Genomic DNA, 18,569 nt, shown 5'->3' on the forward strand with positions numbered 1-18,569 from the left:
TAAAAATGATTTATATCAATTAGTAAAAATCACAAAGGAGGTGAAAAAATGGCGCACGAGGGAACCCATGCGGCGCACCACGAAACCAGCGTATGGGCACTGCCCGTAGGTTTATCACCCTTTTTTCTGGCCCTTGCCGCCATAGCCTATTTCACCTGGAACATGGCCCTTCTGGCTGTTATAACTGGTGGGATCGGGTTGGCTCTGTTAGCTATAGGTATCGCAGGCTGGGCTAACGAATACTTCTCAAAGGGTCATGATGAAGGGCTTGGCTTTCAGGGTATTGTGTGGTTTGTCTTTGCGGAAGTGGTTATATTCGGAGCTGTCTTTGCAGGCTTTTGGATGGCAAGGGCAACCCATGCGGACGTATGGGTCAGAGAATGGATACCAGAGGGTGGCATGAACTTGGCACTTGTGGCGCTCCTCACTCTCATCCTTTGGACTTCCAGCTACACCATATGGAAGGCAGAACATAGCATCGAGCATGGAGACCTTGGAGGCTACAGAATGTGGCTTTTGGCAACCATGGTCTTGGGAACTGTCTTCTTGGTAATACACGCGTGGGAGTGGCTGCACCTTTGGCAGAAGGGCTTTACCATAAGTGCGAACATGTACGGAACGGGTTTTTACATGCTCACAGGGATTCACGCTTCTCACGTGCTTGTGGGTCTTGGTATGCAGTTAATACTTCTAATAAACAGTGGAAAGTCTCTTAACAAGAAGACACCTGCAAGGGCGGCAAGCTATTACTGGCACTTTGTAGACCTTGCTTGGCTACTTGTAGCGGGCACTGCTTACATTGTAGGTTCTTATGGTAAGTTCTAAGCCATGAGGGTTATAGTCCTTCTTTTCCTGTTTTGGGTCTTCGCCTTTGGCACACCGCAACCTAAGAATACACCTAGTATGTTTGATGCAACTATAATGCAGATAGAGGAAGAAAAATATCTTGGAAACAAGGTTGCGGATGTGGAGTTTATAAGGGAAGACGGTAAAAAACAAAAGCTTTATGACCTCATAAGGGGTAAGCCCACAGCTTTGATACTTGCCTACTTTACCTGCGATTCCGCCTGCCCTCTCATAGTTAAGTCCGCCCTTGAAGCAACTAAGGGACTTGGAAAAGATGCGAACCTTCTCGTGCTTTCCTTTGATAAGGAAGATACTCTTGAGGATATAAAAAAGTTCAAGACCCAGCTTGGTGTAGAAAATCCAAAATGGACCTTTGGTATAATGAGAGAGGACCAAATTCAAAAACTCACCCAATCCTTGGGTTATAGGTTCTTCTATTCTCGTCAGGATAGGGTCTTTGTTCATCCTAATGTGGTTATATTTATAGCTCCAGATGGAAAGATAGTCAGGTATCTTTATGGCATATCTCCAAGAGAAAGGGACTTCCGTATTGCCCTCGCAGAAGCCGAGACCTTTAGGATAACGAAAAACACCATAGTGGATGTTGCCTATATGGTGTGCTACAGGTATGACCCAAATACGGGAAAGTATGGACTTAACCCAGCCATAATCTTCGCTTTTGGTGGGGCAATGCTTGCAAGCCTCACATTGCTTCATGCCATAGTAAGAAAGAAAAAGGAGGTTAAAACATGAGAAACCTCTTGAGCCTGCTTTTGTTGGTAGGAACAGCCATGGCAAAAGAGGACATATTCGCCTATCCAAGAGTCTACTGGGAAAATTCTGTAACCGTATGGTTCTGGGTGGCGGTAGCCATATACATCATAGTCGCAGTTCCCTCTATCTACTTCATGGTCAAATACCGCTACAGACCAAAGGAAAATGAAGAAGGTGCTCACATTGAGGGGAACACCGCAATAGAAATAGTCTGGACTGTCATACCTACAATAATAGTCCTTTTCCTTGGAACCTACTCTTTTGCTAACTTCGTAAAGCAGAGAAATGCTCCCGAGGGTGCATTAGAGATAAAGGTTACCGCCTTCATGTGGGGTTGGGAGTTTGAGTATCCAAATGGTAAGAAGGTCTACACCTTCTTCAACCAGGTAGCTGACCCTGAGAAAAACATATACCTAATGCCAGAAAAGGTTGACGACTCTGCAAAAGCATACATACCCGCAGGCAAGCCCATTAAGGTATATTGCACCTCAAGGGATGTGATACATTCCTTCTTCGTTCACGAGGCAAGGGTTACAGAGGATTGTGTTCCTGGAAGGATTACAAAACTTTGGTTCCAGTTCAACAAACCTGGTGAATACTGGGTTTTCTGCAGAGAATACTGCGGAACATGGCACTCAAGGATGGCAAGTGTTCTAAAGGTTGTGTCTGAAGATGAGTTCAACGAGTGGCTGGGAGGGCAAGAAGCCCAGCAAACAGCTCCTGCAAATGAGCCGGCTCAGACGGTTCAACAATAAAAACTAAAGGAGGTATGTCATGGCAGTAGCACATGTGCCACCTTCGGGAACCTGGTACGGTGCCACTCTCAAGGAGTGGATATTAACCACTGACCATAAAAAGGTGGGGATGCTCTACTTTATCACTTCTCTCATCTTTTTCATAGTTGCAGGTCTTTTTGGTCTCATCATCAGGTTTGAACAAAGTGCCCCTGGTATACAGCTTCCAGGCATGTTTGGACAGGAAGGTGCGGACCTGTATAACTATGTTCTTACAGGTCATGGAGCAGTGATGCTCCTGTGGTGGGCAGTTACTGTATGGACTGGTGGCTTTGCTAACTTTTTAGTCCCTCTTATGATAGGTGCGAGAGATGTTGCCTTTCCAAGACTTAATGCCTTTAGCTATTGGTCTTTCTTTGGTGCAAGCCTTTTGGTTTTGCTCACTCTTATACCAAACAACTGGATTAAGATGCTTTGGACTGGCTACGCACCCTATTCCATGAACGACAACGCAGGACCCACATCCCTTTACGTTCTCATAGTTCTCCTATATAGCGTCTCTTCAACTGCCGGTTCTGTTAACATGATAACCACCATAGTGAGCATGAGGGCAAAGGGTATGGGTTGGACAAAGCTTAACCTCTTTGTGCATGCCATAATGGCAGCAAGCCTTATACAGCTCTTTGGTGTGCCATCTCTTATGGGAAGTGTTATACTCCTCTTTACCGATAAGTATCTTGGCACAAACTTCTACAATCCTATGCTTGGTGGAGACCCGCTTCTGTATCAGCACCTCTTGTGGTTCTACTCCCATCCTGTTGTTTATGTGATGATACTTCCTGCCTTTGGAGTTTTCTCCGAGGTCATATCCACCATGTCCAGAAAGCCCATCTTTGGTTATATATCCATGGCTCTCGCCATATACGCTATAGCCTTTGTGGGTTTTGAAACATGGGTCCACCACATGTTTGTTTCCGGTGTGCCAGACTGGCTAAGGGTTCTCTTCTCTTATACCACCCTTTTTGTAGCAGTTCCCACTGGTATAAAGATATTCAACTGGGTTGCTACGTTGCATAAAGCTTCCATAAGGTATAACACACCCATGCTCTTTACCTTTGGCGGCATTCTTATGTTTCTAATAGGTGGTCTCACAGGTATCCCGAACGCGATGGTTTCCATAGACATTGGTATATCTGACTCTCTGTTTATAGTAGGACACTTCCACTATGTGCTTGGTATGGCTCTTACATTTGGAGCTTTCAGTGGAATATACTACTGGTATCCAAAGGTTACTGGAAGGATGTTCTCAGAGGGTCTTGGAAAGCTCAGCTTCTGGCTAATGCTCGTAGGTGCCAACATCATGTTCTTCTTCCAAATGTATATGGGAATGGCTGAGGGAATGCCCAGAAGATATCCTGACTATCCACCTATTCCAGAATGGGTTCAGCTCATGCAGATACAGACTGTTGGTGCTCTCATCATGTCTGTGGGAATACTCCTATCCTTTATAAATTGGTTTAGAAGTCTCAAGGGTCCGAAAGCTCCAGACAATCCTTGGGGTTCTCCATCCCTTGAGTGGAGCATGACAACCACACCAGTAGGACCCAATAACTTCAAAAAACATCCAGTAGAAGTTCCTGACGACTGGCACCCCTATGCTTACTACAAGGGATACCATACGCATATTTAAAGTGGTGGTGCACCTTATACTCTTGCTCCCTATCTGGGGAGCTCTTTTTATTTTTTTATGGAGGTATATTATATGACTCAAGAGCAAAAAAAGAAGCTGACGGGTATCATAGTTGGGCTTATAGTCCTCGGAGGTTTCCTCACTGGGCTTTTGGGGATGATCCTCTCTGAGAAAAACAGAGAACATTTTATAAACAGGCTTAAGAACATAAAGAACGTGCCCTACATAAGGCATGATAAAGACCCAACAAAATGAACTTTGATGCGGTCACGCTTGGACACATACTTATAGTAGTTGCAAGGCTCTTGGAGATGTTCAGCTTCGGCATGGTGCTTCTTTTTATCTTTAAAGGTGTGGCTATTAAGCATATATTCCTCACCGCAGGGGTAACTGTGGGTGGTATACTTATCTCCATATTTGGTTATTTGGGAAATTTCCTCTCTCCGTTTGCTTCTTTTGCGGTTGATGCTTTTGTTTTTTCTGTGGTTATTGCCATAGCCTTCTACGCTTTTATGGAAAAAAGGGAGTTTAGGATAAAACCACCGCCTCCTCCTCCAAAAGGAGCAAGATGTCCAGTATGTGGTGGTTTTGTAAAGTCCGAAGATGATTACGCTGTAGCAAGAGAAGGCAAAGACCTGCTCTATTTTGATTCAAAGGAACATCTTGAAAGCTTTCTTGAAAATTTTCAGGAGTATAAAAGGCTCAGGAAATTAAACTTCAGAAGGGTTGAAGATTTTTACATTAAGGGTTCTAAGGGCTGGGAAAAGGTTGAAGATTTAGGTAATAGAAGATATAATAAACCACATGAAGTTTAAAATAGTTACTCTAACCTTCCTCTTTGCTTTTGCTTGTGCGGAAAAGACTACAGTTGTGGTAGCAGATGCACCACCTCCCTCAAGACCTCCAGGTTTAATCGTCGCTTCAGACAAAGCTCTTGAAAATGGAAAAAAGCACCTGCGAAAGGGCAACTGTGGGAAGGCTATAAAGGAGTTTGAAAAGGCTCTTAAGAAAAACCCCAACAACTTTGAAGCCTTATATTGGCTTGGTGTGGCGGAGGGCATGTGTGGATACTACAGCAGGGCATACGACAGGTTTGTTCTTGCCTTAAGATACTCACCAGATAGGGGTTGGCAGGCGAGGGTAAACGCCACTATAGGCTTAACTCTTCTGTATATGGGCAGGGACGATGACGCGATAGTTTATTTTGAAAGGACAAGGGTTATTGACCCAAGGAACGAGATAATTATTGCCTATTACGACTGGGATGCTCCTGGGAAAGGTCCAAAAAAGCCAAAAATAAAGAAAAAGCCAAAGGATAGAGAAGGCTTTGAGATAACCCTAAGATGGCTTGATTAGGGTATAGCCTCTGCGTAAGACCTGCTAAGTTTAAAGAGCCTGCGTGCTAACTCCTTAGCCTCGTCCTTTTTCTCATAATGAGGGTCGTCAAGCAAAAAGCTGTTTACCTTTCCTCTCACATAAGCCCTGTAGCATTTGAAAAAGGGCAAAAAGAGGTCAAACTCTTCATCCTGCGTTATTTTCTTGTATTCTTCTTCATAGACTTGAGAGAGGTCTCTTCTTCCTACAAGCTCAAGCTCCATAGAGAGAAAGCACATATCGTTTACCACATCACCGCACCTAAACCTGTCATTAAACTCAATACAGTCAAAAACACAGATACCTTCCTCTAAAAAAGCCACATGCTCAAGCCTTATGTCTCCATGTCCCTCTTTGATGCGTCCGTCCTTTATGCGTTTTTCAAAAAGGTCTGAGTATTTCCTATAAAAGTCTTCTGTTTTCTCCTTGATAAACTCGTAGTCTTCCTTGTCTATGGTTATGCCTATGTATTTTTCAGTTTGTAAAAAGTTTTCGTCGGTGTTGAACTTCATTACCTCAAGCCTTCCGAACTCATCCCGCCTTTCTGCCTTTGCATGGAAGTTTGCTATGTGTCTTGCAAGTTCTTTCATGTCCTCTTGAGAGACCTTTGAAAGCATGTTTTTTAGAAGCCTTTCCTCTGGTATCCTTCTCATCTTCACCGCATACTCCACTGGGTTTGAGGGGTCTTCTATACGATATTCACCATCTACATAACTTATGGGAACCACATCCATGTATACCCATCCACATAGCCTTCTGTTTAGCTCCAGCTCCTTTTTGCAGTTTTCAAGCCTTTTCTCTAAGGTAGAATAGTCCAGAAAGCCAAAGTTTACTGGCTTTTTTATCTTGTAGACCACCTTCTCTAAAAGCAAGACCCAGCTTGTATGAGTCTGTAAAACCTCCGCACTTAGGCTTTTTGATAACTGTTCTATCATGATATCAATCCGTAAAGCCTTTTAAAGTATTCTAACACCTTTGGCAGTTCTTCGTATATTTTATCCGCTAACTCCTCATCGTAGGTGTGGGAGGTGAGGTTTCTATAGTCACATATCTGAAGCCAATAGGGGTCGTTATCTATTAGACCAACAGAGAAGGCAAGCCTTAGGCATCCCTTTGGAGACCTGCATTCAAGACCTTCCACCTCTTCAAGATATAACTTGAGGGTTTTCCACGCAAGGTCAAAGGTAAATTCAAACCTCTGTATAGCGGAGTCTCTAACCACTGAGTTTTTCTCAAGCTTTAGCACCTCTTCCAACCTTTCTATAGCCTTTGCGAGCTTTTCAATGAATATCCTTCTCTGGCTCATGAATGACCTCTATGTGCTTTAGGGCTTCTCTTTTGAACTCTTCTGAGGTTTTGTTAAAGTCCACGAGGTCTATCCTATAAAGGGTTGGCAAGTTTTCTATCTCTTCTTCTATCTGCGTCCATTTGAAAGGGTCAATAGGTGGTCCCTCTATACCCACATCCACATCAGAGCCTCTTCCAGCCCTTCCTTGCAGCCTTGAACCAAAAAAGAAAACCCTGTATTTTGAAAGGTCAAGGTGCTTTGAAAGAACCCTAAGAAGCTCTTCCTTTAGCTCTTTAAGAAGTAAATCTTCAGAACTCATCCCTTATAATTTTATGCATGAGCCAGACGCTGGCAGAAAAGTTTTACTACCTTATGAAGTTAGGGAGGGAATTTGAGATAAGGTGCAAGGAAGAATACTTAAAGGGAAATATATCTGGCTTTTTGCACCTTGCCATAGGTGAAGAGGCGGTGCATGTGGGTGCTGTGGTAGGCTTTGGAAAGGGAGACCTCTTCTGTCCCTATAGGGAGCATGTGCTGGCTTTGGCAAGGGGCATAGACCCAAAGCTCATTATGGCGGAGCTTTTTGGAAAGGCTACGGGTGTTTCAAAGGGAAAGGGAGGCTCTATGCATCTTTATGAGCCAAAAATGGACTTTTACGGTGGCAACGCCATAGTGGCAGCACACCTTCCTCATGCGGTAGGCGCAGCGTATGCCAGAAAGCTCATGGGCGAAAGGGCTGGGGTTCTTTGCATCTTTGGTGATGGTGCGACCAACAACGGCACCTTCTTTGAAGCCATAAACATGGCAAGCCTTTGGGAAGTGCCAATGCTATTTCTGTGCGAAAACAACTACTACGCCATAGGCACGCATGTGAACAGGTCATCTGCACTGAAGGACATTTATCTCAAGGCAAGGGATTACATGCCAGCGGAGGTTGTGGACGGCATGGATGTGTTTGCGGTCTACGAAGCAGTAGTTAAAGCCAAGCAGTACATAGAGGAATATGGAAAGCCTTACTTTATTGAGGCACACACCTATCGCTTTGAAGGACACTCTATGGCGGACAAGGGAGACTACAGGTCTCCAAGAGAGTTAGAGATGTTTCGCAAAAAAGACCCTATAGACCTATTGCTCAAAAAAGCATATAAGGAAGGCTGGCTCACAGAGGAACAGGTAAGGCTCATAGACCAAAAGGTGGAGGCGGTCGTTGAAGAAGCGGTAGAGTTTGCCCTGAGCTCTCCAGAACCCTCCGAAGAGGAGCTATACACAGACCTATACTGTGGGGTATGCTCTGATGTTATACCGTGATGCTTTAAACTTAGCCCTTGACTATGCTATGGAACATGACCCAAGGGTGGTAGTCCTTGGGGAGGATGTGGGTTTTTATGGTGGCAACTATAGAGTGACCGATGGTCTTTATGTGAAGTATGGACCAAAGAGGGTAATAGATACACCCATAGCAGAGAACTCCATAGTGGGCACTGCCATAGGTATGGCTCTTATGGGACTTCGTCCAGTGGCGGAGATAATGACTGTAAACTTTGCCATGTTGGCTATGGACCAGTTTGTAAACCAGATGGCAAAGCTAAGATACATGAGCGGTGGAAAGCTCTTTCTCCCTCTCGTGGTGCGCATGCCACAGGGTGTGGCAAAACAGCTCGCCTCACAGCACTCTCAAAGCCTGGAGCACTTTTTTGCCAGCGTGCCAGGGCTTTATGTCTTCTGTGCTTCGGACTCTATAAGTGCCTATCATGGGCTCTTGCATGCCATAAGGATGGATGACCCTGTGGTCTTTTTGGAGCATGTGCTCCTGTATGGTATGGACTTTCCCTCTGAGTATGTGAAAAACTTTGACCCCTTTAAGGCAAGAATTTTAAAGGAAGGAAAAGACATAACGGTAGTCTCCTATCTTAAAATGGTTCATGACACCTTGAAGGCTTGTGAGTGGTTGGAGGAAAGAGACGGGATTTCCTGCGAAGTTATAGACCTTATCTCCCTCAGACCCATAGACTTTGAGACCATATATGAGTCTGTTAGAAAAACCCACAGGCTTGTGGTAGTTTACGAAGCTCCAAAAACTCTTGGTCTTGGTGCGGAGCTGTCAGCAAGGATAAGCGAGGAGCTATTTTATTACCTTGATGCACCACCTCTTAGGATAGCTGGAGAGGAAGTTCCCATACCTTACAACAGGAAACTTGAGCTAATGGCTATACCCACACCCGAGAAGATATATGAGCGTATACTTAGCTGGAGCAAAAGCCATGGACTATGAGGTTTTGATGCCCCAATTTTCAGACACGATGGAAAGGGGAAAGATAGTCCGTTGGCTCAAAAAGGAAGGAGACTATGTGGAAAAGGGTGAGGTCATAGCGGAGATAGAGGCGGAAAAGGCGGTTATGGAACTACAGAGCTTCAAAAAAGGCACAATAAAGAGGATACTTGTTTCAGAAGGTCAGGAGGTGGAGGTAGGGAAACCCATAGCCATAATGGAGTTGGGAGAGAGAATAGAAAAGCCAAAACTTGAGGAAAAGCCAAAATTGGAAGAAAAACCGAAGGTGGAAGAGAGGAAACCCCCTCCACCACCCAAGGAGATAGAGAAAGAGAAAAGAATTGAACTGCCACCCGGCTTTGCGTCTCCCTATGCAAGACTTTTGGCAAAGGAAAAGGGTATAGACCTAAAAGAGCTACAGGAGGAAGGCAGGCTACCCTCTCCAACCCATGCAAAGGATATAGAGGAGTTTGAAAAAGAGAGATACTTTACACCAAAGGCACTGGAGCTCTTAAGGGAATATGAGCTTTCTCTTGAGGAGCTCCTCAAAGAATTTCCTAACAAAAAGATTGACGAAGACCTGTTCCTTGCCTATGTGGAACAGAAGGGCATTCCAAGAAGAGTCCCAGTGTCCTCTGTTCAAAAAAGCCTTATATCAAACCTCTCCAAAAGTTTTGTGATACCTCACTATCACATGTACGAAGTCTTTGATCTTTCCCTTATCCCCTGGGACAAGGAGATAACCCTTACCCATTGGCTTGTAAAGATAGTGGGCGATGCCATGCAGTTTTTTGAAAGGCTCAGGGCGGTCTACAAGGAAGACCACTATCTGGTTTACCCAAGCTCTAACGTAGGACTTGCCATAGCGGTGGGAGATGAGCTCTACAATCCTGTGATAAAGGAGGTAAACAGGAAGAGCCTAAGGGAGATAGCACAGGAGGTAAGAGAGCTAAGGAAAAGGGCAGAAGAGGGCAAGCTAAGCCTTGAAGATATAAGAGGTGCAACCTTAACCATATCCAACCTTGGCATGTTTGGAATTAGGGCTTTTGATGCGGTAATACCCTATGGACAGGTTTGCATAATAGCGGTAGGCATGCAAGAAGGCGACGGCAAAACCCATATGACCTTTACCTTTGACCATAGGGTTATAAACGGCTTTCATGGAGCTTTGTTTGTAAAGCACCTAAAGGAGAAGGTTTTAGACAAAAATTACATAAAAATGTTAAAGAAGGGAGCGTGATATGTATGACTATGATGTGATAATTTTGGGAGGCGGGCTTGCCTATGTGGGTGCGGAGCTACTACAAAAAGCGGGCTTAAAGACCGCAATAGTGGAGAGGGAACAAGCTCATCTTGGTGGCGTCTGCCTTCATGAAGGATGTATACCTACAAAGCTTTACCTTTTTGAGGCAAGAAAGCTCTTTGAATTGAAAAACTCACCCTTGATATCTGTGAAAGACCTTAGCCTAAACTTGAAAAACCTAAAGGAGAAAAAACAAAGGCTAACAAAAACACTAAGAGACCAGATAGAAAAACTACTAAAGGGTGTGGACTTTATTTACGGATACGGAGAGCTTGTAGAACCACACGTGGTGGAGGTTGAAGGCAGAAGGATAAGTGGAAAATACATAATCCTTAACACAGGAAAGTCTTATCCTCAAAAGCCTAACGGTAATGACCTTTTGGAACTGGAGGAGCTTCCAGGTAGCATAAAACTTGCAGGCGATGACCCAATACTTCTTGAGTTTGCATGCATGTATGCCCTTATGGGTGTGTCCGTTGAGGCTTACTTTGAGGAAAAAAGCCTTGAGTTTATGCACCCATCCATAAAAACAAGGCTCTTAAAAAGCCTAAAGGATTTGGGCGTGCTTTTTAAAACTATGCCTGACACACCACCGGAGGCTGTTTATTGGCTAAAAAAGAGAGTGCCTAACTCACAGTGTATAAGGATTGACCTTGCACGGGACGAGAAGGGGCACATACTGGTAGACAGGAGCTACGAGACCTCTCTAAAAGACCACTATGCGGTGGGGGACATAAACGGTATAGTGGAGCTTGCACACGCAAGCAGGCTTCAGTCCTTTTCGGTGGCACAAAAACTCACAAAAGGTCAAGGCTTTTTCACACCACCCTATAAGATACCCTATGTGCTATACACTCAACCTTTGTCTTACGCAAAGGTGGGTCTCACAAGAAAAGAGCTTGAGGAGAAAAAGGTGGAGTTTTCAGAAAGGAGCATAAGCCTTAGAGCCTTTGCGGTAGGAAGTATATACCACACAGAAGAAGGTATGGCTTTTCTCTATTTTGACAAAAAGGGCTTTCTCCTTGGAGGTGAACTCCTATCAAGAGACGCAGGCGAGATAATATCTCTTCTCACCACGAGCCTCTTTTCAGAGCTAAACCTTGATATGCTCTCAAGGCTCTGCCTGCCACATCCTACACTGGCGGAAAGCCTCTTTTTAAGGCTTTTATGATTCAAAACATAACCTTTCTATCATAGATGCGTAGAATAAAAGCATCAAGCGTAAGGAGGTGCTATCATGTGTTGTTTTAGCAAAGAAGAGCTTGAGAAGATGAAGGCAATGGCGAAGGAAAGGAAGAAAATAAGGGAATCTCTTAAGAATATAAAGCCCTCTGACTTTGAGAAAAAGGAAGAAAAGACAGAGGTGTTTGTGAGCAAATAAGCGAAATCTCAGGTTATGTAGAGGAGGTGTGGACGTTTTTGTTGTATAATAATGTTTTGTGAGGTACGATGTAGCTATTGTAGGTGGTGGAGCCAGTGGTCTTTCTTGTGCTTTGACCTTAGTGTCCGCAAGGGATAGAGGTTGGCAGTGGGCAGAGGGCAGAAGGTATATAGTTTTTGACACGGATAATTCAGACCTCAAAAAGGCTCTGCTTAGAAACGTGCCGGGCTTGGATACTATGCTTGGCACAGAGCTTTTGCAAAAGATAAGGGAGCAGATAGACCAGTGGGGTGGTGTGGACTTTTTGCAAGAAGAGGTAAAGAGCATACAGAAAAAGGAAGAGGGCTTTGAACTTCGGACTACCTCTGGTAAAAGCTTTACCGCAGACTATGTGGTTTTGGCAGGGGGCTTTCATTCTTTTAATATAGAAGGTCTGCAGGTAGAGGTGTTGGAAAACCCTAAATCTCCAAAGCCCGGTAGGGTTATGATAAAGCATAAGGACTTTGAAGTAGACAAAAACCTCTTTGTAACTGGAACTCTTGCTGGGTTTTCCTCTCACTTTACCTCTTGTGCTGGCTCTGGCGTTGAAGTTGCCATAGAGATACTCTCAAGGTTTGCAGGCAAAAGGATTGTTATCCACGACGTGCCAGAAAAGGATTGAAAAAACTCCTTCCCTTTGCCCTTACCCTTCTTTTCCTTGCTTTCCTTTTTTACTTTGTCCCTTTAGGTGAGCTTCTTTCCAGTCTAAAGGATGTTGAGCTTAAAAACCTGCTTTTTGCCTTTTTTCTATACAGCCTTAGCCAGTTAGTGAGGTCTATAAGATGGAAACTGCTTTTGAGAAACCTAAGCCTATATCAGGTTTTTCTCATAAACTCTGCTAACATACTCTTTAATAACCTTCTGCCCGCAAGGACTGGAGAACTTAGTTGGTTTTATTATGCAAAAAGGCTTGGAGTTAACTTGAGTGCTTCCCTTTGGTCTTTCTTTATGGGGCGATTATATGACCTTCTTACCCTCTTTTTTCTGCTTTTTCTTAGCTTTTCTGTGGTTAATCTTTATGCACTTTTGGCTTCTGTGCTTGTTTTAATTTTATCTTTGAGTTTAAGGTTAGGATATTTGCTCCTGCCTTATAGAGGCAGGTTTGGTGAGTTAAAGGACTTTATCAAAAGGGAGCTTAGCTTTAGCTTGTCTTTTTTACTTTTTCTGCTTTCCTCTCTGTCTCATAGCCTAAAGTTCTTAGCCTTGATTGTTTTACTGCCTATAGATAGCATGGATATATACAAGGGCTTTCTTGCCTTTCTTGGTGGAGAGCTTAGCTCTGTGCTTCCCCTTCATAGCTTTATGGGTTTTGGCACTTACGAGTTTGCCTTTGGAATTCCTCTTAAACTTTTGGGTGAGAGCCTAAGGGAGTGGCTAAAAATGGGCTTTGTCTTTCATAGTTTTTTGCTTTTGTCTTCTTTCCTTTGGGGTGTGCCTTCCGCACTTGTTTTAAGCAGATACAGAGCCTAAAGCTGTTATAATTTGTTTATGGAAAAGAGAATTCAAACACCACTAACTAACGAAGTCATCCAAGACCTAAGAGCAGGAGACAAAGTTCTCATTACAGGCTACATATATACCGCAAGGGATGCAGCGCACAAAAGGATGGTGGAAGCTCTTCAAAGAGGAGAGCCTTTACCCATAGATGTAAAGGGACAGGTCATATACTATGTGGGTCCCACACCACCAAAGCCTGGGCAAGTTATAGGCTCTGCCGGTCCTACTACCTCTATAAGGATGGATAAGTATGTGGAAGATCTTCTAAAGCTGGGTCTAAAGGGTATGATAGGCAAGGGGTATAGGTCTCCTCAGGCAAGGGGGCTTTTGAAAAAGTATAGGGCGGTATACTTTGCAGCGGTGGGTGGCGTGGCGGTCTTGCTCTCTAAGTGTATAAAGTCCTCAGAGGTGGTTGCTTACGAAGACCTTGGCACGGAAGCTATAAGAAGACTATACGTGGAAGACTTTCCTGTTATAGTTGCCAACGATATATATGGAGGGGATGTCTTTGAAGAGGGAAGAAAAAGGTTTGCAAGGATAGACATATAATGTGGCAGGAGTTAATCGCCACGGGCTTTTACGTGGGACGTTTTAGGTATGCACCGGGCACAGTGGGAACTCTTCTTGGTGTCCCTCTTGTTTATCTGCTTGTTTACAAGTGGTGGCTCACCTTACTTTTTGGGCTTTTGCTGTATGCGGTTGCGGTCTGGTCTGCCAACTATATGATAGAACTAACAAGGGAGGAAGATCCAGAAGAGGTGGTAATAGACGAGATAGTAGGCTACTTCTTCTCTTTTCTCTTTATTGAACCTACACTAAAGACCATGGCGGTTGCCTTTATAACCTTTAGGGTCTTGGATATACTAAAGCCCTATCCCATAAAGCTCTTTGAAAAACTGCCAAAGGGTCATGGTGTAGTGGCGGACGATGTGGTCGCAGGTATTATGAACGCAGTCATACTGTATTTTCTTTTTGGCTAAGATATTTTCATTATGAGGCTTTTGGAGAAGTTTTTCCTTTCTCTGTATGACTACACTCTGGATATACTTCCCTTCTTCTTAATTGCGGTCCTCATAACCTCTATCCTGCAAGGCTTTACAAAACTTAGCTGGCTAAAAGTATTTCTCAAAAATAAAAGGACCGCACCCATATACACAGGCTTTCTTGGTGGGCTTTTGCCTCTTTGCTCTTGCTCCATGCTTCCTGTGGCAAACCTTATAAATAGTATGTCAAGGAGCTATGCACCCGTCCTATCCTTTCTCATAGTGGCTCCTGTGGTATCTCCAGTAACATTAATACTTACCTATGGATACTTCGGTCTTCCCATGACTGCCCTTAGACTTTTTGGCACCTTAGGTTTTGCCCTATTTTTTGCTTACATGGCTGAGTTATTTTTCAAAAAACCCAGTAGTCTACCTCTTTCCTTTGGTGGTGCAAGCCAAAGCGGATGGAAGTCCTTTGGTACACACTTCAAGGACAACCTCTTTGGGATAGGTAAATACCTTCTTCTCGGTATAGTCATAGCCTCTCTCATAAAAACCCTCATACCACCAGAGCTCATAAGACCCATAGCGGGAAGTTTTCTTTCTTATCCTTTAGTCTCCTTTACATCTATACCCATATATGTGTGTTCTGGTGAAGAAGTTCCGATAGCTAAGGCTCTGAGAGATATAGGCTTTAGCTCAGGTGTGTCCCTTACCTTCATGCTTGGTGGCACGGGTATATGCATGCCTACAATAATTGCGACCCTTAAGTTTCTGCCAAAAGGTTTAGTGGTTGCCTATGTGATTTTTTGGGTCATCTTTTCTATAATCATGGGTGTTGTTTACGATATATTTCTATGGAAATTTTAGTATAATTCTTAAGGAGGAGGGAAATATGGATAGATATACTCAGGTTCTACAGGAACTGATAAGAAACACAGGCTTAGAGGGTGCATCCCTCGTGTCTGCAGACGGATTGCCCATAGCATCGGTTCTCAAACCGGGCATGGAAGAGGACCGAATAGCTGCAATGAGTGCGGCTATACTCTCATTGGGTGAACGCGTTTCAGAGGAATTAGCTAAGGGCAATTTGGAACAGATAACCGTCAAGGGGCATGATGGGTATGTTATTCTGACGGGAGTGGGAAGAGATGCAGTTATGGTGGTTCTTGCGGACAACAATGCCAAGCTTGGACTACTACTTATGGAGATAAAGAAGGCACAGGACAAAATAAAAGGGATGATATAAAAGGTTATGGCTCTGACAGGTGACCTTAAAACTTTTAACTTTGTTGACATACTCCAGATAATAGCCAAAGATAGGAAGAGTGGAATACTCCTCGTAGAATGGAAAGATATAACAGCGGCTTACTATGTAAAGGATGGGGAGATAATCTTTGCCCGTCCTGTGGATAGGGTGTTTAGAGTTTACGCGGAGAGGGACTTTGACCTTCTAATAGAAAAGCTCCGCATATCAAGAGATAATCTTTTTAGGACTGTGCAGAGGTTTCTCATCGAAAGGCTTGATATGAAAGAAGGTGTATTTTCTTTCACGCCCGGTTTTGTTAGATACAGCTCTAATTATTCAGTAGTCTACCCTGTTGAAGATATAATTATGATGGCATCTCGTACTCTCACCCCAGAGGAGGTTGAAAGAAAGATATCTGATGAACTTATCCTCTTTGAACCAGTAGAGGGTTCTGAGGAGAGGTTGAAGAAGGTAGAGCTCACTCCAGAGGAGCAAAGGGTTCTTTCTCTCATAAACGGTGAGAGGACGGTATACGACATAAGAAAAGACTCTGGTCTTGAAAACCTTACGGTAGATAGAGCTCTATACGGTTTTCTTGCCCTTGGAGTTATAAAGAGGAAAAAGAGAGAGAGGAAGCAAAAACCGTCAATAGCCCTTGACCTTCTAATGAAAATAATAGAAAGGATAAGGGAGCTGTAATGAGGACTATAAAGAAAATAAAGATAGTAATTGCTGGACCCTTTGCGGCGGGTAAAACTCAGTTTATAAACACAGTTAGTGAGATAAAAACTGTCAAAACTGAACGGAAAACCCAGGCAGTTGGCGAAAAGAGTGTAAAAGAATACACCACCGTTGCCATGGACTTTGGAAAAATTCGTATAGACGATGAACACGAGCTGTATCTCTTTGGCACGCCTGGTCAGTCAAGGTTTGATTTCATGTGGGAGATACTCGGTGAGGGTGCTCTTGGAATAATAATATTGGTGGATAGCACAGACCCTTCCACTTTTCACGAGGCAAGAAAGATAATAAACTTCTTCCAGTCTCGCTTTCCTGTTCCCATGGTGGTGGGTGCTAATAAACAGGACCTACCTAATGCGTGGCCACCAGAGGATGTGGCTTCTGTTCTTGATATAAGTGAGGATGAAGGTATACCAGTATTACCCGTTTCAGCAATTGACAAGGAAAGTGTCAAGAGGGTGCTTCTTTCTCTGCTCGAAATAATAAAAGAAGAATTATCCGCTTAGGGAAACGTAGCAAGCCTCTTTAGTGCTAAGCCCTCCCCAAAACCCATCATAATATTAAAGTTCTGCACCGCTTGAGAGGATGCTCCTTTGCTCAGGTTGTCTATAACGCTTATAACCTCAAGGATAGAAGTCTCCCTGTGGTAGTGTAAATACAAAAGGCAAAAGTTGGTTCCGACTACATGTTTAAGGTGAGGAGGCTCCTGAGAAATAAATACGAAAGGTTCCCCTTCGTATGTTTCCTTATAAAGGCTAACAAAGTCCAGCTCTTCACATCTTGTATACACCTTTGCCATCATTCCACGCACTGCAGGTATCACCTGCGGTGTAAATCTCAGCTTAATATCCTTACCATACACCCTCTGAATAACATATTCCATCTCTGGAGTGTGTCTGTGCTTTTCCACAGAGTATGCAAAGGCGTTGCCTTCCATCTCAGGGTAGTGGAACTTCTGGCTTGTTTTTCTTCCCGCACCAGAAACCCCAGAGAGGGCATCAACGATAACAAAGTCCAACTCAATCCCTTCTCTGAGGATCGGATAAAGAGCCAAGAGTGTGGCGGTAGGATAACACCCCGGGTTTGCCACAAGCTGAGCGGTTTTTATGTGTTCTCTGAAAAGCTCTGGCAGTCCGTAGACAGCCTTATCCAAAAGCTCTGGATGAGTGTGCTCAAAGCCATAATATTCGGGATACTTGCTTTTGTCTCCGATCCTGTATGCACCAGAGAGGTCTATAACCCTTTTGCCCCTTTTGAGAAGCTCTGGCACAAGCTCAAGGGAAGTTTCATGAGGAAGGCAGAGAAAGGCTATGTCAAAGTCTTCTTCAGGCTCAGCGGTAAGAAACATAGAACCCAAGGGAGTGGGCAAAAAGGAAGGAAAGACCTCAGAGAGCCTTTTCCCTGCGTAGGATTGAGAGGTCAAAGAGACTATCTTAGCATATGGATGCTCCAAAAGTATCCTTAGGAGCTCAACTCCAGTATACCCTGTCGCACCATAAACGCATACTTTTATCTCTTGCTCCATCTGTAGGCTTTTCTTGCCTTCATAAGACCATACTTCTTCCTTTCCTTTTCCCTTGCATCTCTCTTTAGCAAGCCTGCCTTCTTTAGGGTAGGTCTTAGGTCTGGGTTGTATTTAAGCAGAGCCTTGGCAATTCCATACATTATGGCGTCCGCTTGACCGCTTATGCCCCCACCGCTCACGGTGGCGTATATACCAAACCTTCCCTCAAGACCAGTGAGCTTTATAGGATACAAGACCTTTTGATAGAGAGCCTCTCTTTGGAGATAGTCTTTTAGAGCATATTCCTTTCCGCTCTCTTTTACTTTGACAACTTGCTTGTCTGTTCCCCTAATGAGCCAGACCCTTGCAACGCTTTCCTTTCTTCTGCCAGTGCCATAAAAGGAGTTATCAAATCCTATTTTGAAGTCTTTCAGCTTTAAGCTCATGCTTCAACCTCCAATGTTTTGGGTTGTTGGGCTATGTGAGGATGTTCAGAGCCTCTGTAAACCTTTAGCCTCTTTAGCATTCTGTGCCCCAGCCTGTTTTTTGGAAGCATCCTCTTTACCGCAAGCCTTATTACCTCCTCTGGCTTATTCTCAAGCATCCAAGCAAGAGTTCTTTCCTTTAGACCGCCAGGATAATTGCTATGGAAGTAGTATTTCTTCTGCTCTAACTTTTTGCCAGTGGCAACCACCTTGTCTGCATTAAGGACTATCACAAAATCTCCGCAATCCACGTCAGGCTGGTAATAGGGTTTGTGCTTTCCCATTAAAACCCTTGCTACTTGAGAAGCCAACCTGCCAAGGGTTTTACCTTGAGCATCTACAACCCACCAGCTTCTTACCACATCCTCTTTTCTAACATGATAAGTTTTCATCCTTCTTCTCCTTTAAGGGC

The 18,569-nt window shown here is 43.9% G+C and carries 26 protein-coding genes; 20 read left to right on the plus strand and 6 right to left on the minus strand.

Annotated elements, in window-relative coordinates; all coding sequences use genetic code 11:
* The first annotated feature begins 48 nt into the window (after nt 1–48).
* From IAE16_RS02105 to IAE16_RS02135, 7 genes are all read left to right on the plus strand, one after another.
* Entirely contained in the window at nt 49–825 is a 777-nt protein-coding gene (locus IAE16_RS02105; RefSeq protein ID WP_323701063.1) for a cytochrome c oxidase subunit 3, read from the plus strand.
* Nucleotides 826–828: 3 nt separating this feature from the next.
* Nucleotides 829–1,599, plus strand: a complete 771-nt coding sequence (locus IAE16_RS02110; protein ID WP_323701064.1) for an SCO family protein — start codon at nt 829–831, stop codon at nt 1,597–1,599.
* The gene (coxB, locus tag IAE16_RS02115; protein ID WP_323701065.1) at nt 1,596–2,375 is read left to right on the plus strand and encodes a cytochrome c oxidase subunit II; all 780 of its coding nucleotides are present in this window, start codon (nt 1,596–1,598) and stop codon (nt 2,373–2,375) included. Before IAE16_RS02110 ends, coxB begins: the two co-directional genes overlap by 4 nt.
* 19 nt (nt 2,376–2,394) lie before the next feature.
* Complete coding sequence (locus IAE16_RS02120; RefSeq protein WP_323701067.1) at nt 2,395–4,044, plus strand: cytochrome c oxidase subunit I; 1,650 nt, start codon at nt 2,395–2,397, stop codon at nt 4,042–4,044.
* A gap of 72 nt (nt 4,045–4,116) precedes the next feature.
* A complete protein-coding gene (locus IAE16_RS02125) occupies nt 4,117–4,299 on the plus strand; it encodes a hypothetical protein (protein WP_323701068.1) in 183 nt (60 codons plus the stop codon).
* Complete coding sequence (locus IAE16_RS02130) at nt 4,296–4,859, plus strand: hypothetical protein (protein WP_323701069.1); 564 nt, start codon at nt 4,296–4,298, stop codon at nt 4,857–4,859. The genes IAE16_RS02125 and IAE16_RS02130 overlap by 4 nt, the downstream gene beginning before the upstream one ends.
* Entirely contained in the window at nt 4,849–5,400 is a 552-nt protein-coding gene (locus IAE16_RS02135; RefSeq protein WP_323701070.1) for a tetratricopeptide repeat protein, read from the plus strand. The genes IAE16_RS02130 and IAE16_RS02135 overlap by 11 nt, the downstream gene beginning before the upstream one ends.
* Here the strand turns inward: IAE16_RS02135 and IAE16_RS02140 are convergent.
* The 3 genes from IAE16_RS02140 to IAE16_RS02150 are packed head-to-tail and all read right to left on the minus strand — an operon-like array spanning nt 5,397 to nt 7,025.
* Entirely contained in the window at nt 5,397–6,353 is a 957-nt protein-coding gene (locus IAE16_RS02140; protein ID WP_323701071.1) for a gluconokinase, read from the minus strand. The two genes, IAE16_RS02135 and IAE16_RS02140, sit on opposite strands and share 4 nt — an antisense overlap.
* Entirely contained in the window at nt 6,350–6,724 is a 375-nt protein-coding gene (locus IAE16_RS02145; protein ID WP_323701072.1) for an HI0074 family nucleotidyltransferase substrate-binding subunit, read from the minus strand. The genes IAE16_RS02140 and IAE16_RS02145 overlap by 4 nt, the downstream gene beginning before the upstream one ends.
* Entirely contained in the window at nt 6,699–7,025 is a 327-nt protein-coding gene (locus tag IAE16_RS02150; protein ID WP_323701073.1) for a nucleotidyltransferase domain-containing protein, read from the minus strand. Before IAE16_RS02150 ends, IAE16_RS02145 begins: the two co-directional genes overlap by 26 nt.
* A gap of 17 nt (nt 7,026–7,042) precedes the next feature.
* Between IAE16_RS02150 and IAE16_RS02155 the strand changes: the two genes are divergently transcribed.
* From IAE16_RS02155 to IAE16_RS02215, 13 genes are all read left to right on the plus strand, one after another.
* Nucleotides 7,043–8,014: a thiamine pyrophosphate-dependent dehydrogenase E1 component subunit alpha gene (locus IAE16_RS02155; protein ID WP_323701074.1), complete on the plus strand. Its 972-nt coding sequence runs from the start codon at nt 7,043–7,045 to the stop codon at nt 8,012–8,014.
* On the plus strand, nt 8,001–8,978 hold the full coding sequence (locus tag IAE16_RS02160; RefSeq protein ID WP_323701075.1) for an alpha-ketoacid dehydrogenase subunit beta: 978 nt from the start codon (nt 8,001–8,003) through the stop codon (nt 8,976–8,978). The genes IAE16_RS02155 and IAE16_RS02160 overlap by 14 nt, the downstream gene beginning before the upstream one ends.
* Nucleotides 8,938–10,215: a dihydrolipoamide acetyltransferase family protein gene (locus IAE16_RS02165; protein ID WP_323701076.1), complete on the plus strand. Its 1,278-nt coding sequence runs from the start codon at nt 8,938–8,940 to the stop codon at nt 10,213–10,215. Before IAE16_RS02160 ends, IAE16_RS02165 begins: the two co-directional genes overlap by 41 nt.
* Before the next feature lies 1 nt (nt 10,216).
* Nucleotides 10,217–11,449, plus strand: coding sequence for an FAD-dependent oxidoreductase (locus IAE16_RS02170; protein ID WP_323701077.1), 1,233 nt, complete (start codon nt 10,217–10,219; stop codon nt 11,447–11,449).
* Nucleotides 11,450–11,515: 66 nt separating this feature from the next.
* Nucleotides 11,516–11,659 carry a hypothetical protein gene (locus IAE16_RS02175; protein WP_323701078.1) on the plus strand — a complete coding sequence of 48 codons (144 nt, stop codon included), beginning with the start codon at nt 11,516–11,518 and terminating at the stop codon, nt 11,657–11,659.
* A gap of 58 nt (nt 11,660–11,717) precedes the next feature.
* Nucleotides 11,718–12,320, plus strand: a complete 603-nt coding sequence (locus IAE16_RS02180; RefSeq protein ID WP_323701079.1) for an FAD/NAD(P)-binding protein — start codon at nt 11,718–11,720, stop codon at nt 12,318–12,320.
* On the plus strand, nt 12,317–13,168 hold the full coding sequence (locus tag IAE16_RS02185) for a lysylphosphatidylglycerol synthase domain-containing protein (protein ID WP_323701080.1): 852 nt from the start codon (nt 12,317–12,319) through the stop codon (nt 13,166–13,168). Before IAE16_RS02180 ends, IAE16_RS02185 begins: the two co-directional genes overlap by 4 nt.
* A gap of 18 nt (nt 13,169–13,186) precedes the next feature.
* Nucleotides 13,187–13,744 carry a Fe-S-containing hydro-lyase gene (locus IAE16_RS02190; protein WP_323701081.1) on the plus strand — a complete coding sequence of 186 codons (558 nt, stop codon included), beginning with the start codon at nt 13,187–13,189 and terminating at the stop codon, nt 13,742–13,744.
* Nucleotides 13,744–14,175, plus strand: coding sequence for a phosphatidylglycerophosphatase A family protein (locus IAE16_RS02195; protein ID WP_323701082.1), 432 nt, complete (start codon nt 13,744–13,746; stop codon nt 14,173–14,175). The genes IAE16_RS02190 and IAE16_RS02195 overlap by 1 nt, the downstream gene beginning before the upstream one ends.
* Nucleotides 14,176–14,187: 12 nt before the next feature.
* Nucleotides 14,188–15,048, plus strand: coding sequence for a permease (locus IAE16_RS02200; protein ID WP_323701083.1), 861 nt, complete (start codon nt 14,188–14,190; stop codon nt 15,046–15,048).
* Between the two features lie 25 nt (nt 15,049–15,073).
* Nucleotides 15,074–15,427, plus strand: a complete 354-nt coding sequence (locus tag IAE16_RS02205; protein ID WP_323701084.1) for a roadblock/LC7 domain-containing protein — start codon at nt 15,074–15,076, stop codon at nt 15,425–15,427.
* Nucleotides 15,428–15,433: 6 nt separating this feature from the next.
* A complete protein-coding gene (locus IAE16_RS02210) occupies nt 15,434–16,126 on the plus strand; it encodes a DUF4388 domain-containing protein (RefSeq protein WP_323701085.1) in 693 nt (230 codons plus the stop codon).
* Complete coding sequence (locus IAE16_RS02215; RefSeq protein ID WP_323701086.1) at nt 16,126–16,674, plus strand: GTP-binding protein; 549 nt, start codon at nt 16,126–16,128, stop codon at nt 16,672–16,674. Before IAE16_RS02210 ends, IAE16_RS02215 begins: the two co-directional genes overlap by 1 nt.
* Here the strand turns inward: IAE16_RS02215 and argC are convergent.
* Genes argC through rplM form a run of 3 tightly spaced genes read right to left on the minus strand, consistent with a single transcriptional unit; the run spans nt 16,671 to nt 18,549 of the window.
* Nucleotides 16,671–17,693, minus strand: coding sequence for an N-acetyl-gamma-glutamyl-phosphate reductase (gene argC / locus IAE16_RS02220; protein ID WP_323701087.1), 1,023 nt, complete (start codon nt 17,691–17,693; stop codon nt 16,671–16,673). The two genes, IAE16_RS02215 and argC, sit on opposite strands and share 4 nt — an antisense overlap.
* Complete coding sequence (gene rpsI, locus IAE16_RS02225; RefSeq protein WP_323701088.1) at nt 17,678–18,118, minus strand: 30S ribosomal protein S9; 441 nt, start codon at nt 18,116–18,118, stop codon at nt 17,678–17,680. Before rpsI ends, argC begins: the two co-directional genes overlap by 16 nt.
* Nucleotides 18,115–18,549 (minus strand): 50S ribosomal protein L13, encoded by a 435-nt coding sequence (rplM, locus tag IAE16_RS02230; protein WP_323701089.1) that lies wholly within the window; start codon nt 18,547–18,549, stop codon nt 18,115–18,117. Before rplM ends, rpsI begins: the two co-directional genes overlap by 4 nt.
* Nucleotides 18,550–18,569 lie beyond the last annotated feature (20 nt).

Source organism: Hydrogenobacter sp. T-2, from assembly GCF_033971325.1.
GTDB lineage: Bacteria > Aquificota > Aquificia > Aquificales > Aquificaceae > Pampinifervens > Pampinifervens diazotrophicum.

Coding starts and splice junctions, on each gene's coding strand:
- IAE16_RS02170 (WP_323701077.1), top strand. CDS start 10,217: ATGTATGACTATGATGTGATAATTTTGGGAGGCGGGCTTGCCTATGTG.
- IAE16_RS02120 (WP_323701067.1), top strand. CDS start 2,395: ATGGCAGTAGCACATGTGCCACCTTCGGGAACCTGGTACGGTGCCACT.
- IAE16_RS02140 (WP_323701071.1), bottom strand. CDS start 6,353: ATGATAGAACAGTTATCAAAAAGCCTAAGTGCGGAGGTTTTACAGACT.
- IAE16_RS02200 (WP_323701083.1), top strand. CDS start 14,188: ATGAGGCTTTTGGAGAAGTTTTTCCTTTCTCTGTATGACTACACTCTG.
- IAE16_RS02125 (WP_323701068.1), top strand. CDS start 4,117: ATGACTCAAGAGCAAAAAAAGAAGCTGACGGGTATCATAGTTGGGCTT.
- IAE16_RS02145 (WP_323701072.1), bottom strand. CDS start 6,724: ATGAGCCAGAGAAGGATATTCATTGAAAAGCTCGCAAAGGCTATAGAA.
- argC (WP_323701087.1), bottom strand. CDS start 17,693: ATGGAGCAAGAGATAAAAGTATGCGTTTATGGTGCGACAGGGTATACT.
- rpsI (WP_323701088.1), bottom strand. CDS start 18,118: ATGAGCTTAAAGCTGAAAGACTTCAAAATAGGATTTGATAACTCCTTT.
- IAE16_RS02210 (WP_323701085.1), top strand. CDS start 15,434: ATGGCTCTGACAGGTGACCTTAAAACTTTTAACTTTGTTGACATACTC.
- IAE16_RS02205 (WP_323701084.1), top strand. CDS start 15,074: ATGGATAGATATACTCAGGTTCTACAGGAACTGATAAGAAACACAGGC.
- IAE16_RS02155 (WP_323701074.1), top strand. CDS start 7,043: ATGAGCCAGACGCTGGCAGAAAAGTTTTACTACCTTATGAAGTTAGGG.
- IAE16_RS02105 (WP_323701063.1), top strand. CDS start 49: ATGGCGCACGAGGGAACCCATGCGGCGCACCACGAAACCAGCGTATGG.
- rplM (WP_323701089.1), bottom strand. CDS start 18,549: ATGAAAACTTATCATGTTAGAAAAGAGGATGTGGTAAGAAGCTGGTGG.
- IAE16_RS02110 (WP_323701064.1), top strand. CDS start 829: ATGAGGGTTATAGTCCTTCTTTTCCTGTTTTGGGTCTTCGCCTTTGGC.
- IAE16_RS02130 (WP_323701069.1), top strand. CDS start 4,296: ATGAACTTTGATGCGGTCACGCTTGGACACATACTTATAGTAGTTGCA.
- IAE16_RS02195 (WP_323701082.1), top strand. CDS start 13,744: ATGTGGCAGGAGTTAATCGCCACGGGCTTTTACGTGGGACGTTTTAGG.
- IAE16_RS02160 (WP_323701075.1), top strand. CDS start 8,001: ATGTTATACCGTGATGCTTTAAACTTAGCCCTTGACTATGCTATGGAA.
- IAE16_RS02215 (WP_323701086.1), top strand. CDS start 16,126: ATGAGGACTATAAAGAAAATAAAGATAGTAATTGCTGGACCCTTTGCG.
- IAE16_RS02165 (WP_323701076.1), top strand. CDS start 8,938: ATGAGCGTATACTTAGCTGGAGCAAAAGCCATGGACTATGAGGTTTTG.
- IAE16_RS02190 (WP_323701081.1), top strand. CDS start 13,187: ATGGAAAAGAGAATTCAAACACCACTAACTAACGAAGTCATCCAAGAC.
- coxB (WP_323701065.1), top strand. CDS start 1,596: ATGAGAAACCTCTTGAGCCTGCTTTTGTTGGTAGGAACAGCCATGGCA.
- IAE16_RS02150 (WP_323701073.1), bottom strand. CDS start 7,025: ATGAGTTCTGAAGATTTACTTCTTAAAGAGCTAAAGGAAGAGCTTCTT.
- IAE16_RS02175 (WP_323701078.1), top strand. CDS start 11,516: ATGTGTTGTTTTAGCAAAGAAGAGCTTGAGAAGATGAAGGCAATGGCG.
- IAE16_RS02135 (WP_323701070.1), top strand. CDS start 4,849: ATGAAGTTTAAAATAGTTACTCTAACCTTCCTCTTTGCTTTTGCTTGT.